Genomic DNA, 15,646 nt, shown 5'->3' with positions numbered 1-15,646 from the left:
ATATTGATGGGGAGTCAGGCGCCGCCGACCGGGGGCTATGACCCTCCTCTCCTCAGCAGCGCTGCGCCGGCTGCAATGCCAGCCGCTACTAAGCCTGCCACTACTAGCGCCGTGAGTCTATGACTTACCTGCTCGACATTACTGACCCTACTCTTTATATCATCTAGCGTGACGTTTATCACTCTCAACCTGCCATCCACTATACTCTTTAACTCCATCACTGCACTCATGATGTCCGACGTGCTCTTGTCAAGTTCGTTCTCGAGTCTAAGGAGGTGCCTTGTCATGTTGCCTAGCAGAGTGGTTAACACGACATTCACTTTCCCCAGCCTCGATGATACCGATGCAATGCGTCCCTGGAGTTCGACAATTTTACCGTGAATGGCTGTTATGTTCTCTTCGAGCCTCGCGAGCTTCGCGTCAACGCTGCCTAGCCTGGCATCTATGCGTGATATGTTTGTAGCAAGGTCTCTAGTCAAGCTGTCTAGCTGTTGGATAGCCTCCCCTAGTGCATTACGTGCCTCGCTGATCGCCTGGAGTAGCTGTGAACGAGTTTCTTCTATATATTCTGCCAACCTACTAGAGTGGTTGTTGAGTAGTTCCTCGAGTTTTACTGCCTTCTCGCGTATCTTAGCCATTTTTTCGCTTAAGCCATCCAGATTCTCAACAACCTTGTACAACACTGTTTTCGATTCTTTTACGTCACTAGCCATGCTCACCACTAACTCCTTGACCGTGTTGACATGTAATGCGAGCATGTCGAGCTCGTGTATTAGGGTTGTAGCCGTTATGTTTAGCTCGTTCAGCACCACACGGTTAGCTTGCTCTAGCTTGCTAAGCTCGTCTTGTAATGCCGTGAGACTCTCATAGATAGCTTGTAGCTTCTCGTGTAGACTCCTCAGGTAGTCTGTTACAGTGGCCAGCCTAGCTTCTATTCGCTCTAGCTTATCATGCATATCCATCAACAAGTTTGACACGATGACTATGCTTGTTGATGCTCGGATACTGGAATCGCGCGGGTACACCACAGTGAGTGCGATCCTCCCTGGGGGCAGCGTGTATGGGAGAGCAATACGCTGTGCAGCACATCCGCTCGAGTTGGTGTAGACCTTCGTGACTAGAACTCCCTCGGCGTAGACCTCTAGCTGTGAGAGTCGGGGGAAGTTACATGCTACGATTGTCACCCATTGTCCTGGCGCTAGTGTAGATGGAGTCGCTACCACCCAAGGGGCTAGGCTCGTGTTGAGCGTGATTATCGCTGCTGTTGGTTCAAGCGGGTTTGGGGGTACTGTGCTACCAGGGTAGTATACGATGTAGCTTTCCGGCTCAACACCAACATTGAGACTGAACGTTACCGTGCCATCTTGTAGAGTGTACTTCTGGCCTAGAGGTAGGCTTATGCCATAAGGCGGCTCGAGTAGCTTGTAAACAGTTACTGGTGCGTTTTCCACTACCTCGCCACGCTTAGTGAGCAGCTTTAACACAACGTTAACCGTGGAGTATGGTGTTGTCGGGATGATACTTAGGCTGGGGTTGAAGAGCGTCGGTGTCGAGTACGCAAGGCGAGTCGGATCACCCATATACATTAGGGCGAAGAACACACGCCTCGACACGTTGCCGTCAAAACCCTGCGCATCCAACGGCTCAGTACTAACATACTCTACAAGCGCGTGTAACAACGCATCACCAATACGACTTACAGAGTCGCGCGCTACGAGATGCAGGTATAGGTAGTAGACGAGACGGTCGCTGCAACACCATTTGTTAGGATCCATTTGCGCATCTGGAGGAAGCAGAGGCCCGAACGTTATCCTGCTCCAACCCACATACTGCGAACCCTGTACAGCGAGAGCTTCGCCTAGAGATAGCAATGTGGGGTCATCAAAATAGGCTGTAAGGCAGGCTGCAGTAGCATAGAGCAACTGCGGCTTGACTAGTGGCGCATCCTCGGCGCAGAGGAAAGGCTTGAATGTTATCTCATCCGGGTCGGGCTCTCCATTTCCATTTGTATCACTCACCCATACCTTCCTCCATACACAACTCTTACTTCCATGCGCGAAGATTGTCACCATCCGGGTCTCGCTTTGTAAAGCGAGTCTCATAGTGTCGTGGGTTAGGTTACCGTTAAGGTCAACCGGTGATACTATAACCTTTTCTACCGGATAGTGCTCGTAGAGCCTCTCTGCCCTTATCCACCCTAGCGGCTCTAGCGTTGAAGAATAGAGGCCTTCTAGCATAGTGTCTCCTTGCGCAGCTAGCTCTGGATAGGGCTCCTCGCCGCGATAGTAGAGTATGGAGCCAGCTAGGAGTATCGAGTTTGTAGTTGGGTAAACATCCTCCATGGCTAATAGAGCTTGTCTAGCCTCTGCAAGACTCCTCACGGGTATCCTGGCAACGATCATCTCAGGGTACGGATCGTATGCTGCTACATCGTCCGGGTACTCGCCAAGTATCCCGTCTCCATCCGCATCCCAGTTGCCGTCAAAGGTGACATAGTATATGTCAGACGGGACGAAGTATCCACTGTGACTAGTCCTAACGTCGTCCGCTGATGCCGGGTTATAGAAGTACTGTGTTGGCACTTCCCAGGGGCTCAACACGTCGCACGATGTTATGCTCGAGCTCCAGAAGTTTCCGCTAGCGTCGCCAACTATGACTAGGTAGCGATAGACACCATTACTCTCCTCGTACAACCTGCGAATGTAATCTCTTAGCTGTTCACGCAGATCGATACCCGCAGCCATCCTCTTGCACAAATCTTCCAGTGTAACTATCTCTACACGGTAGCCTTGTCTCTCCTTGATTTCCGCCCATTCTTCGACAACAGGTAGAAACATGCTACGCGTGACCACGATTATTCCAATATTGTATGGCGTTTTGATACTCCCGAGAGAGGATATCGGCGGTTTCGTCGCTATCGAGTATAACAGCTTGGCGTCCAGGGGGTACAGGAAGCTCTTCTCGCCAGGATGCCTGACTATATCTATGTACGCGCTCACGCTTGCGGCTAGCCCTCTACTCGAGTACAGCGCAACTAACACAGTTACTATCTCTGCACCCCGCCATACACCATGCTGCACCTCAATAGCTTTGCAAGAGTAGGAGTGGCTTGCAAAGCTCGTATCAGCTTTAGGATATACTCTCTCTATTATAGCCGCTGGAGGTAGAACAGGCAGATCTACACCCTGCCTCCATACTACGACGGGTTTCACGCTAGCAACATCGTACCCGGGCGGCACGACATACACGATATGGTAGAATGGCGTTAATGAGCCGTTACAGGGTAGCCATACTAGCCTGGCGTCGCCCTCTACGCCTCCAACACCTAGCCATGCTTTCAACACTACACTCTCTCCAGCAGCAACGATAGGCACAGCAATAGTAAGCACGACAAGTGCTACGATCACTTGCAACGAGAAATTATACAGTCGGTGCATGCTGGCCAACCTCCGTTCGACCCAATCATAATCAGCAGGAAGTACATGATAGTTAACCCTGTCTTTTCTACCCAAAAGCCCGCCTTGGACAGCCGGTTACTGCATCTAATCACATATCAACCCTTGAACTGTGCCTGCAATACACGCCCGCCCACCGCCAGAGGCCCCCGAAACCGGGGGACGATGACCGGCGGACACCAGACCCCCCGCTGAGCACCATTTACTACTACACATCTTCAGCCAGCCCAGCGCCAGGGGCGCCCACCCATCCTCTAGGCGCTTGTCAGCACAAACACGCGTGCACCACGCACACTTCTTCCGATCATCCTGGCTTGACACATTGTGACAAGTTACTCAAAATACTTGAGACATCTCGTCCTTCTCTCCATTTTACTAGCCTTTCTCAGGTCTGACTCTAGCCTGTAAGTATAGAATATAACAAGATGCGTATGTTGATCTTGTCCAAAAGATGCAAGAGATGCAAGAGAACCAGCACTTCAAGTGGAACGATTTGTAACACCCCTATATCCCTACCTCTCATAGTCATAATGAGACGGTTTGAGACTCTTTCGGATAAAATGTCGAGATGTGTGGGGTGAAGGTACGGGAGAGTGGGAGCTGATGCTGCGGTAATGTATCGCATACGCGCAGGTGCGCAGAACACGATAGTAGTAGTTGTAGTTGTAGGAGGGAGCTAAGCTAGAGAAGCTGGTGCAGCTCTTCCTCGAGGGATTTGTCAAGCCTGAGAATAAGTGTGTGGTTACGTGTATCCCAAGCCATGTAGACTAGACCTGCCTCGTTTAGCTCGTTAAGCGCCTCATCTGTTTCTAGGAGCAGTGCTGATATCTCGTTAGGGTTTAAACCGAGGGCGCGGAAACGCGACTCAAGCTTTACTTTGAGTATGTCGAGGGCTTGTCTGGGGTTTTCTGCGTGGATTCTCAGGTAAGGTGAACCAGATAGTATCCTCTCGGCTAGTAGGGCGAGTATCTCCTTCTCGACAGGTGATAATCGGCGGAGTAGTTTGTGCTCAGCAAGTCTCTGAGCTAGAGATGCTACGCGTGCCTCACGGGATCGGAGTATTATACGTAGTAGCTTCTCGAGGGCCCTCTTTATTCTCGTGTTGAGCTTGTAGATGTTTAGCCATCCAACCTTCTCCACGATAACTACACGCTTCTCGATCCACCATCGTAGTAGTGGATAGACCTGTTTGGATGCGATGCCGGCGACGTGTGCTAGTTCGGCGGCGGTCGCACCCTTCTCTCCACTAGCCAGGAGATGGTCAAGGAGGATTATGACTTTGCGTCCCCTAGGCCTCCCCGGCGTGATGGTAGTATCCATGTGGCTACCCGTGGGGAACACCGGATGGTGTTACCGTGAAGCAAGTGGTGAACCCGTGTCTCGCCTGAACAGGATGGTAGGGGGTATCATCCTGTGCACAGGTCCCGTATATACTACAGACACTCGTCTATCGTCAATGGAGTTCTGAGTGGTGCACGTGGCCGCGTTTCTCTCCTTAACTGGTGGTAGTGGGTGTGTAGACGTGGGACCTGATAATGCCGGATAAGTTGAGGGCTGCAGTGCTAGGCGCTACTGGCCTCGTGGGTCAGATGTTTGTAAAGCTGCTTGATGAGCACCCAATGTTTGAGATAGTTTACGTGGCGGCTTCGGAGAGAAGTGCAGGACGTAGTTACTGTGAGGCCGTCAACTGGGTCCTTGGTGGTAGCCCTCCCGAGAGCCTTTGCGGCATCAAGGTAGAGAAGGTTGGCGTGGATAACGTGCCCAAGAGTGAGGTAGATGTCGTGTTCTCAGCTCTGCCTAGTAGTGTTGCCGGTGAGATTGAGGCTGGACTTGCTAGAAGAGGATTCACGGTGGTATCTAACGCTAGCCCAATGAGGCTTGAGGAGGATGTGCCTCTCCTCGTTCCTGAGATTAACTGGGATCATGTGGGTCTCGTGAAGATCCAGAGGCAGAGACGAGGGTGGAGCGGCGCGATATACAAGAACCCGAATTGCTCCTCAGCTATACTAGTATTGAGCCTCAAGCCCCTCCTAGACAACTTTGGGCTAGAGAAGGTGCTAGTGACTACCATGCAAGCAGTGAGTGGTGCAGGGTACAACGGGGTCCCATCCATGGCGATACTTGATAACATAGTACCGTTCATCGCTAAGGAGGAGGAGAAGCTAGCCAATGAGCCACGCAAGATACTAGGCGTTTATCGCGGAGACCGTGTAGAATGGGCGAGGTTCACTATCCACGCTACGACTACACGTGTTCCAGTGTTACACGGTCACCTCGAGAGCGTGTACGCATACCTATCAAAACCTGCAAGTGTGGAGGATGTTGTGCAAGCCTGGGAGTCGTGGAGGCCCTGGGGCAGCGAGAAACCGTTCATGGCACCGGAGAAGCCCGTAGTGTATAGGAGGGAGGTTGACAGGCCGCAACCTAGGCTTGACAGAATGGAAGGCGGCGGGATGAGCTCGGTTACGGGACGAGCCAGGATGGTCGAAGATAGACTACTAGCATATCTTGTCCTTGGTCATAACCTGATAAGAGGAGCAGCTGGTAATGCTATACTGATTGCTGAGATGCTTGCACGCGAAGGCATGATCTAACCCCTACTTTTTTAGAACCAAGGGTATACCAGGTACGGTGGACACCAGTAGGGCTGCAGCTCTCCAAGACGCTATTCCGGGGCACGAGTTAGCCAGTAGCAGTTCTCCGGGCCCAATACCACCAGGAGAAGGTATGACGCCCATCAGGTAAAGCTCTGTAACGCAGCCCAAGCTCTTGTCCAGTTCTATGCCCGAGTATAGAGCGTAGCTGAGTGTCTGGAGAAGCCAAGCAGCGATGGATAACAGGAGGGATGCTGCAAGGCGATAGGGTGGTACGTGGATACCCGAAACCTCGTTAACTAATCCACTTATCCTGCCAAGCCTCCCCTCCTTCAGTCTACCGGCTAGAGCCTCTAGCATACGGTGTGCGTGCCTAGTCGTGATTAGAACAAGAACTAGTATCCATAGAAGCGCCGGTGGCAGCGAGAGTAGCTCGGGGAGTGGCGCGGCAGGGGCAGCGCCTAGCAACAGTGCGACCAATGCAAGTGCGTAGTCAATAACCATGTCCAGCCCTCCGTCAATGGAGGCTATTCCTATAGCCCTCGCGGCGCCCCAGCTCAGCTCGCCGTGGAGTACGAGGCCGCGTACCACTTCGCCGCCAGCAACGCTGGGAGTGACGATTGCCACGACGTTGCCAGCCAGCCTCGCTCGAAGAGCCTTCCAGAAGACGTTGTGGTCTAAACGCCCCCAATACAGCAGGGCTAGACGTGCGCTCCTGATAACCTCGGCAGTTAGAAACACTACTAGCGATGCTAAGGCTGCTAGCGGGTTAGGTGGCGGCTGGAGAGCCGTGGGTAGCAGCTTGTAAAGCAGGTAGTACAAGAGAAGTAGGTAGACGAGTATAAACACGACCTTAGCGCGTCTAGCTATATCTCGCATCGCTGTTTGGCCTTTTGTCCTCATTTGCCCAAAATACGGTTTCCCTACTACACCGTGAAAAGATAGTGTGGGGGTTCCGCCTCTTGCCAGTGAATCCAGTTGAGTACTATAAACGTGGTGATGTAGCTGAGGAGGTAGCTGCATTCCTTTGTGGTAGATGGGCTGCAGTTGAGGGTGAAGGGAAGAGATGGGCGAGGTGGCTCGAAAGAAGGCCGTTGAGCATTTGTAAGCCAGGAGACGTTGTTAGGGTTCTTAGCGTGTTCCAAGCCATCAAGCCTAGGACTTTCTATGGCACCATAGAGCTGTTCAAAAGGCTGGAAACGCCTAGTGACGTTGAAGAGGGGTACGATGGTAATGTAAAAGCTGCAACGGTATTCATAGACATTGATATCGTTGATGAGTCCAGAGTTGCTGATGCCTGGAAGTATGTCGTTGAGGCGGCGCGCTTGATTAGCGAGTGGCTAGAAGAGCGTGGCGTCAAGCGTAGCGTTTACCTGCTCTGGAGCGGCGCAGGGATGCACCTGAGGATACACGAGGGAGCTTTCGACTACGAACATCTTGGCGCGCATCCCATAGATGTTGCATTTGCCGTTGCAGAGTATGTTCTCGAATCGCTTGAGCCCAAGCTATGGGAGGTAGTCGTCAAAAGCAAAGGCATGATAAAGATAGAGAACCTCGTGGCGCCAAAGAGGGTGTTCACAGCGCCCCTAAGCCTGCACCGACGCTTAGATAGTGTAGCTGTAACGTTAAAACCAGATGCTCTCGACGAATTTACACCCGACTGGTCAAGGCCGGATAGCTATCAACACGATCCTAGCGCTTGGAGGGTCTATGAGAGAGGCGAGGCAACCAGCCTAGCAGAGGAGGCATTGAAAAGAATAGGCAAGGTGAAGAAGAGAACGCTAATGGAAGCAAGAGCCTCCAAGCTAGGCTTCGGGTATAACGCCGGCCTAGTACAACAAGCGTTGAGGCCTAGTGAGCCTCGCGAACCCGGCAGGTTTCCTGTTATGGCTTTGTTGCAGGCTGCTCGTTACTACCTGCTCTACGGCGACATGGATAAGGCGAAGAGCTTCGGTCTAAACCGCGCAATCTTCTACGCATGGGCCAAGTACTATGGGCCTGCGAGGCGCGCCAGGATACACGTTGCCAGTAGTGCTAGCGAGTCGTCTTCCTCCAAACGCTACTATAGGAGGGGCGGTGGCGAAGGGGAATGGAAGATTGTTGCAGGCGAGAAGGTGCAGGTGGGCCCTGATGGATGGTTCATGATGGGTGGGGTTGAGCAACGTCCCGAGGATTTCGATCGACAGGTTACAAGGAAGTTCGAAGAGGCTGGTATTAACTTTGAGGAGGCGTGGAGAGCGGCTCTTGAGTATGTAAAGAAGTTCCCAAAGAGTGTGCTGATGGATCCCCAGAGGTTCTACAAGGAGGTTTACGAGCCGGTTAGGGATAGGTTTGTGGAGAGGGTATTGAAGAAGAGGGATAGCGGCTCGACACTCGATAAGTGGTTAAGGCGCTCCTAAGGCTGCGTGTGCGACTCTACTCCTTGATGTACGGTTTTGCTAACGCGCGTGGCATTCTAGCCCTCCATCTAAACCCTGCTATCACTAGCAGTGTGCCCAAGTAGGGTAGTGTATTGACGAGATAGCTGTACTCCTGTAGTGCTGGGATGCTCTGTAACGTAATAGCGACAGCCTCGAGGAACCCGAATACATAGGCGCCCAGTATGGCTATCAGTGGGTTCCAGCCGCTGAAGGCGACGTTAGCTAGTGCTATGAAGCCTCTTCCGGCTGCGATGCCGCGTGTGAACGATCCTAGTGTCAGTGCGAGATAGCCGCCGCCTAGCCCGGCTAGCAGGCCCCCCAGGCCCGTTGCGAGGGTGCGGACAAGGAGGACATTGACGCCCATGGCTTCAGCTGCTCGTGGTTCTTCGCCACAGGCTTGCAGCCTTAGGCCCGTGTCGGTCTTTGTCAAGAAGTACCATGTGGATACTGCAATGATTACTGCTATTATGGCTAGTGGGGATAATGGTAGGCCTCGTCCAATGCTTATGGATGGTAGGGTTGGTATTGATGGTGAGGACCCATACTGACCCCATAGGGCTACTAGCCCGAGGACCGTGACACCATAAGCTATCATGTTAAATCCTATACCGGCGACGATCTGGTCTCCTCTCAGATAGGCGGCTATCACTCCATGTGCCAGGCCGGCACCCAACCCGGCTATCATAGCTGTTGTGAGGGCGACCCAGGGGTCTCCCGTGTAGAAGGCGACCACAGTAGCTATGAAAGCTGTGAGATTGATTACTCCCTCAATCCCGATGTTTACTACTCCAGACTTCTCGGTTATAATCTCGCCAATGGTGGCTAGAAGTACTGGCGTCATGAAGTTAAGCGCCCCTATCGCTAGTGCCGCGACTAGCCACGCCTCTAGCAACTTGGGGCGCCTCGCGTGTAAGCCGGGTAGCGCGCAGCTTATTCACAATCACTCTGTAGGCGTACGGTAGAGCTAGTGCAACAATAATGACGCCTATTATCGCGTCTGTTAGTTGAGGTGGTGTGCCTAGGTTCGCCTCGGCAAATTGACCGCCTATTATCAAGCCGGAGAGGAAGATGGCTGCTGGTATAATGGCAAGTGGGTTGAGCCTAGCCAGAAGAGCTACGCCGATACCCTCGAAACCAAGGCCCTCTAGCGCCGATAATGTAGAGTCTATGCTGGGCGTCACACCCAAGACTTGTAGTGCACCCGCTAACCCTCCATATGCGCCGCCGAGGAGCAATGCTAGTACGAGAATGCGTCCAGGCTTTATGCCTGCATAGAGTGCGGTGCGCGTAGAATAGCCTACAACGCGCATTTGATACCCCAGGCTAGTCTTGTATATCAGGAGGTAAGCGACTATTGTCGAGAGAGTGGCGAGGATAAAGACCGAGGGTAGTGCGTCGCCTATGGGCTTCAGTTGTGCGTCGCTGGGTACAGGTATGGTCTGGTGCGGTATATGAGGATCCGCGAGATAACCAGTTACGAGGAACAGCATAGCCCAATATAGTATCCAGTTGAACATTATGGAGGATACAACCTCGTTTACACCTCGATAGACTCGAAGCAAGCCTATCAAACCACCGACAAAGAGACCTGCTATGATGCCCGCAGCCAGGCTAGCAACCCACGAGTGTGTCGCGATGCTGACAACGAGTGCTGTGAGCGCGCCTAGATACATCTGGCCCTCGCCGCCTATGTTGAAGAGCCCTGCATAGAGTGGGATCGCGAAGGCGAGTGCGGTGGCAATGAGAGGCGTTGCACGCTCAAGGAGATAGAGCAGGTCGATGTAGCCTTCGCTAAATACCACTGCGTAGTAGTCAAGCGGGTTATAGCCAAACATTATCAGGATTAGTGAACCGGCTAGCATACCCGCAACAAGAGCCAACATAGTCTCTAACACTGGCTCGAGTAGTTCTCTGCCTCTCAAGCTGCACCACCCATAAGCAAGCCGATCTTCTCTCTACTCATCTCGTTCCGGGGCTCGACAGCAATTATACGACCCTCATGCATCACGGCTATCCGGTCACTGACCGAGAGCACCTCATCCAGATCAGAGGATATTAGGAGTACCGCAATACCCTCATCGCGTAACTTTACTAGCGTTTCGCGTACAAACCTAGCGGCACGCACATCTAGACCATGAGTAGGTTCGGCTGCAATGAGTAGTTTTGGTTGCTTTTCCGCCTCGCGGCCTACAAGCAACTTCTGTTGATTGCCCCCGCTCAAGTAGCGCACCCGTGACCACAGGCTGGGTGTGACAACGTTATACTTCTCAACGATCCTTTTTGCATGTGATGCGGCCTCACTATAGTCTATCATCCCGCGGCGGACAAACCTCCATAGCCACGTGAGTATCGAATTATCAACCACGCTCATATCCTGTACGAGGCCTACGCTCCTAGAGTCAATGATGTACGCTATACCCAAGCGGTAACGGTCCTCAACACTAAGTCGTGTTATATCGACGCCATCCAGGAGAATCGTACCCTTCTCCGGTTTACGTAGGCCAACTATAGCTTCCGCAAGTTCATTCTGTCCGCTTCCCTGTACACCAGCTATGCCGAGTATCTCTCCCCTTCTAACCTCGAGGCTAACGCCACGTACTCGCCACTCGCCGCGATCGCCACGAACCCATAAGTCGCGTATAACAAGCACCGGAGGGCCAACACGACGAGATAGCGGGTAGGCTTGGGTGACTATCTCCTCGCCAACCATAAGTCTCGCCAGTGTAGCTTCGTCAACACTTCTCGCATCAAGGGATGAGGCTACTACCTTGCCGCGCCTCATTACAGTCACTGTGTCTGCTAATTCGTGTACCTCTCTCAACTTGTGTGTGATGTATATCACAGTGTGGCCCTCATCCCGGAGCCTCTTAAGTAACCTGAACAGACCCTCAGCCTCCGCAGGCGACAATACCGAGGTAGGCTCGTCAAGTATCAATATCTTAGCCTTAAGCGCAAGAGCCTTGAGCAGCTCTACTCTCTGTTGAATGCCGACGGGTAGCTTCTCGACAACTTCGTCTAGGGGTACTTTCAAACCAAGTTCTCTCATCAGCTCTTCTACCTCGATTCTCAACTCTCTCCGCGATACCCTCGATATGCTGCCTACAGCCATGTATATGTTCTCGAATGCTGTGAAAGTGGGCACCAGTGAGAAATGCTGATACACCATTGCGATACCGCGTTTAAGCGCATCTCGAGGGCTTCTGAACGACACTTTCTCTCCAAACACACGTATCTCTCCACGCGTGGGGCGAATCTCGCCGTACAATATCCTCATGAGCGTTGTTTTGCCGGCACCATTCTCGCCTAGAAGCGCATGAATCTCGCCTGGGCGGGCACGGAAATCGACGCCTCTCAGTGCTACAGTGCCATCCGGGTATACCTTCACAATGCCTAGCATTTCAACAGCGTAAGTGGCGCTCTTTCTCAGGGCTTTCTCCCGGGGCAAAACGTTGTGTAGACGAACCTTAGAAGCCTTAGACCTTGACTTCCCACGTTGAATCCGACACTACAACCGTTTTATAATCTAGATACATGGCATTAACCCGGGTGGAGCATAGTGAACCGTAACCTACTCATCGCACTTGTTATTGTGATAGTGGCGGCTGCACTAGCCACAGCGGTACTTCTTGCAAAGCCTAGTGAGAAACCCTCACCAATCACACCCGGCGAAACAAGTACCACGCCAAGCACGGGTGTAGAAACAAAACCGAAACCAAAGGCCAAAGTACTAGTCTTGTTCGATGTTGGTGGACGTGGTGATCTAAGCTTCAATGACATGGCTTGGCTTGGTGCTGAGAGAGCGGCTAGAGAGTTAGGAGTAGAGGTGAAGTACTCGACGCCTAGAAGCCAGGCTGACATGCAGCCTCTGCTGGAGAGGCTGAGCAAAACCGGAGAGTATGATGTGATAATCCTGGTGGGCTTCCTCTGGACCGACCCGTTGAACAAGACGGCTGACAAGTTCCCGCAGCAGAAGTATGCGCTTATCGACGCGACTACCGGTGTGGTTAGAGAAAACGAGATCGACATACTATTCCGTGAGCAGGAATGTGCAGCGTTGATAGGCGTTCTAGCTGCTGGCATTGCGGACAAGATTATGCAGGTGGAGGGTGAGACGGGGCCAATAAAGATCGGCGCGGTTGCCGGTATGGATATACCGCCGCTCTGGAAGTTCCACATAGGCTACTTATTCGGCGCAAAGTACTACGAGCTGAAGACTGGCAAGAAAGTTGAGTTGCTATGGACGTATACAGGCACCTTCACCGATACTCAGAAGGGCTATCGCGCAGCCTGGGACCTGCTCCAGAAAGGTGCTAAGGTGCTCTACGGTCTCGCGGGCCTCACACACGTCGGCATGTTTGACGCTGTAAGAGAGTGGAACGAGAAAGGCTATGGAATAGCATTCGCCATAGGCCAGGATGCCAGCCAGGAATGGTACGACCCATACCACATTATACTCAGTGGTGCTAAGCGCGTAGATGTTGCAGTATACACGGCTATACGCAATGTAGTCGAGGGTAACTGGGAGGGTGGAATCCATACTCTTGGTCTCAAAGAGGGAGGCGTCGGCATATGGGATCTGGAAGGCGTCAAGTGGTTCGCACAGCTAGCCTACGAGACTGGTAGACTGAAAGACTTGACACCTGAAGAGGTAGTGAAGATTGTGAAGGAGCAGCGTGAGAAGTGGATACCGCAAGAGGCTTGGAAGATAATGGAGGAGTTGAAAGAGAAGATAATGAAGGGTGAGATAGTATTCAAGACTCCAAAGAGCCATGACGAGTACATCGCGATCATAAAGGAGCTCGAGAAGGGTAATCTTAACGCTGCGCTCGAGAAAGGCAGTATCAGTTGAGTAGACGAGCCTTAGGTTCAGGCTAGTTGGCACTCAGCATGTTTTTAACGTGCCTCACGAGTTGTGGTAATACCTCTGAGGCTCTTCCTCTCAGGAAGATATCCGTAACATCGTCGGTCAAGGCACTTCGCTCTACATTAATCTCTATGACAACTGCTCCTCGTTCACGCGCGATATATGGTAGTAGGGCTGCGGGATATACAACGCCGCTGGTGCCGATCACGAGCATCACTCGTGCCGACATCGCGCATTTTAGCGCGTTGTTCCATGCATCCTCCGGTATTGGTTCGCCGAACCATACCACGTCTGGACGCAGCAAGTTGTTGCAGCGAGGGCAGCGTGGTGGCAGACTCTCTAAGGGTGGCGGCTCGTCCCACACAATAGTATAGCTGCATTTGGTGCATCTTGCCCGCCATATGTTGCCATGTAGCTCTATGACGTTCTTCGAGCCGGCCCTCTGGTGTAAACCATCAACGTTCTGTGTGATGAGGCAATCTACTAGTCCAAGCTTCTCCAGCTCGACGAGAGCGTAGTGTCCTTCATTGGGCTGCGCCCGTGCTATAATCTCCATGCGCCACCTATACCACTCCCAAACTAGACGAGGGTTGCGCCGGAAGGCTTCTGGCGTGGCAAGTTCCTCTGCTCTAAACCTCCTCCATAGGCCGTCTTTGCCGCGGAAAGTGGGTATTCCACTATCAGCGCTGATGCCCGCACCCGTGAGGACGGCTACATGGCCACGTTTCGCTATCAGCCGTGCGGCTCTCTCCACGTCACTGGTTAGCGTCAAGTTGAACCCTAGTTTTATGCGGATACCTGGACTACTATTCGCCTTCGGGGTTGTGAGGAGCGGCAGTCCCGCCGCGGCTGAGCCCACCTGGCTGTGAAGATGGTAGGGGTCGCCACCGAGCCCCGTGTAGGACTCATACTGGTCCTGGCACCCCTGGCATCTCGGGCCAAGAGGCTTTGCCTGTGTGCGTATTCGAGTGGAGATATGGCTCCAAGGAGATGCGTGACCTGCTCTCTCTAGAATCGTGGATGAGGCATCTTCTGCGTGTGGAGGTAGCTGTTGTCGAGGCTATGGAGGAGCTTGGATTGGCGCCCGGCGGGATTGCAGCGAAGGTACGTGACGCAGCCGAGAGCATAACTGTCAAAGAGTGGCTTGAAGCTGAGAAGAAACGTGGCCACGATATTGCTGCGTTAGCAGAACTGTTGGGCGAGAAGGCGGGTGGTGAAGCAGCCAGGTACGTACATCTAGGATTAACAAGTTATGATGTAGTTGACACCGCGTGGGCTATCATTATACGCGAGGCGGTTAGAATTGTAAAGGCTCGTGTCAAGCACATTATAAAGATACTTTCAAAGTTAGCCAAGGAGTATGTTGACGTTCCTGTTGTTGGGCGGACGCATGGGCAGCATGCCTCGCCAGTCACACTGGGCTTTAAGCTAGCCAACTACGTGTACGAGTTGGCTAGGCGTTACGAGGCTCTGTGTGACGTAGAGAAGCGTGTTGTGAAAGCCAAGATAGGGGGGAGTGTCGGTACGCTGGCCTTCTGGACGCTATTGTGGGGTGTCGAGAAGGCACTTGCCTTGCGCAAGAAGGTAGCCGAAAAACTAGGCCTAGAGCCTCACGTAATAACAACGCAAGTTGCGCCACGCGAAGCTCTAGCCGAGTTAGCTTGTCAGCTTGCAAGCCTAGCGGGTGTGCTGGAAAGATTTGCGCTTGAAGTGAGGGAACTGTCAAGGCCGGAGATAGGCGAGTGGGTTGAAGCGCCGCTTGGCAGAGTTGGTAGCAGCGCAATGCCTCATAAGGCTAACCCTGTCGTCTCAGAGCGTATATGTGGCCTATCTCGTATAACACGTGGACTAGTGGTTCCTGCTCTAGAAAACATAGCCCTATGGCACGAGCGCGACCTTACAAATAGTAGTGCCGAGAGGGTATGGATACCTCATATGCTACTAACGATTGACCAGATGCTTGTTGACACCATAGAGCTGCTCGAGAAGAGATTGAGGTTCAATCTGGATGCGATGAAGAGGAACCTCGAGCTTACGCGTGGACATGCGCTAAGTGAAGCTGTGGTTGCTCTACTAGTCTCGAAGGGTATGGCCAGGCATGAAGCTCACAGGCTAGTGATGAGTGTATCGAGAGAAGCTTATGAGCGTGGTGAGCCGCTGGTAGAGGCGCTGTTGCGTAATCCAGTCGTGGCTAGGTTGGTGACAAGGGATGAGTTGGAGAAAGTGTTGAGGCCGGAGGGCTTCGTGGGTGCGTACAGGGCTCTGGTAGAAGAGGCGTTGAGTTATGCAGAGAAAACTATCAGTAAGTGCTAG

11 protein-coding genes are annotated in these 15,646 nt (G+C 52.6%); 4 read left to right on the top strand and 7 right to left on the bottom strand.

Annotated elements, in window-relative coordinates; translation table 11 throughout:
- Positions 1–35: 35 nt before the first annotated feature.
- Positions 36–3,437 (bottom strand): C25 family cysteine peptidase, encoded by a 3,402-nt coding sequence (locus PYRFU_RS04360; protein WP_083818508.1) that lies wholly within the window; start codon positions 3,435–3,437, stop codon positions 36–38.
- A gap of 699 nt (positions 3,438–4,136) precedes the next feature.
- Positions 4,137–4,775, bottom strand: a complete 639-nt coding sequence (locus tag PYRFU_RS04355) for a hypothetical protein (protein ID WP_048191591.1) — start codon at positions 4,773–4,775, stop codon at positions 4,137–4,139.
- A gap of 215 nt (positions 4,776–4,990) precedes the next feature.
- On the opposite strand from PYRFU_RS04355, the gene asd reads away from it, so the two are divergent.
- A complete protein-coding gene (gene asd / locus PYRFU_RS04350; protein WP_014026421.1) occupies positions 4,991–6,049 on the top strand; it encodes an aspartate-semialdehyde dehydrogenase in 1,059 nt (352 codons plus the stop codon).
- 3 nt (positions 6,050–6,052) lie between these two features.
- Here asd and PYRFU_RS04345 read toward each other — a convergent pair whose 3' ends face one another.
- Complete coding sequence (locus PYRFU_RS04345) at positions 6,053–6,928, bottom strand: lysylphosphatidylglycerol synthase domain-containing protein (protein ID WP_014026420.1); 876 nt, start codon at positions 6,926–6,928, stop codon at positions 6,053–6,055.
- 89 nt (positions 6,929–7,017) lie between these two features.
- On the opposite strand from PYRFU_RS04345, the gene PYRFU_RS04340 reads away from it, so the two are divergent.
- On the top strand, positions 7,018–8,448 hold the full coding sequence (locus PYRFU_RS04340; protein WP_244403896.1) for a hypothetical protein: 1,431 nt from the start codon (positions 7,018–7,020) through the stop codon (positions 8,446–8,448).
- 16 nt (positions 8,449–8,464) lie between these two features.
- Here the strand turns inward: PYRFU_RS04340 and PYRFU_RS04335 are convergent, their stop codons facing one another.
- From PYRFU_RS04335 to PYRFU_RS04325, 3 genes are read right to left on the bottom strand one after another with little or no spacing between them, the layout of a single operon-like run.
- A complete protein-coding gene (locus tag PYRFU_RS04335; protein ID WP_014026418.1) occupies positions 8,465–9,361 on the bottom strand; it encodes an ABC transporter permease in 897 nt (298 codons plus the stop codon).
- Entirely contained in the window at positions 9,315–10,391 is a 1,077-nt protein-coding gene (locus PYRFU_RS04330; RefSeq protein ID WP_014026417.1) for an ABC transporter permease, read from the bottom strand. The genes PYRFU_RS04335 and PYRFU_RS04330 overlap by 47 nt, the downstream gene beginning before the upstream one ends.
- A complete protein-coding gene (locus PYRFU_RS04325) occupies positions 10,388–11,866 on the bottom strand; it encodes an ABC transporter ATP-binding protein (RefSeq protein WP_048192416.1) in 1,479 nt (492 codons plus the stop codon). Before PYRFU_RS04325 ends, PYRFU_RS04330 begins: the two co-directional genes overlap by 4 nt.
- Positions 11,867–12,124: 258 nt before the next feature.
- Between PYRFU_RS04325 and PYRFU_RS04320 the strand changes: the two genes are divergently transcribed.
- Positions 12,125–13,318, top strand: a complete 1,194-nt coding sequence (locus PYRFU_RS04320) for a BMP family lipoprotein (RefSeq protein WP_048192413.1) — start codon at positions 12,125–12,127, stop codon at positions 13,316–13,318.
- 22 nt (positions 13,319–13,340) lie between these two features.
- Here PYRFU_RS04320 and cobB read toward each other — a convergent pair whose 3' ends face one another.
- Positions 13,341–14,105, bottom strand: coding sequence for an NAD-dependent protein deacetylase (gene cobB / locus PYRFU_RS04315; protein WP_052296935.1), 765 nt, complete (start codon positions 14,103–14,105; stop codon positions 13,341–13,343).
- A 182-nt stretch (positions 14,106–14,287) separates the two neighbouring features.
- Between cobB and purB the strand changes: the two genes are divergently transcribed.
- Positions 14,288–15,646 (top strand): adenylosuccinate lyase, encoded by a 1,359-nt coding sequence (purB, locus tag PYRFU_RS04310; RefSeq protein ID WP_014026413.1) that lies wholly within the window; start codon positions 14,288–14,290, stop codon positions 15,644–15,646.

The organism is Pyrolobus fumarii 1A (assembly GCF_000223395.1).
GTDB classification, from domain to species: Archaea; Thermoproteota; Thermoprotei_A; order Sulfolobales; family Pyrodictiaceae; genus Pyrolobus; species Pyrolobus fumarii.
The sequence above is the reverse complement of the archived record's forward strand: the minus strand, read 5'-3'. Positions and strand labels throughout refer to the sequence as shown.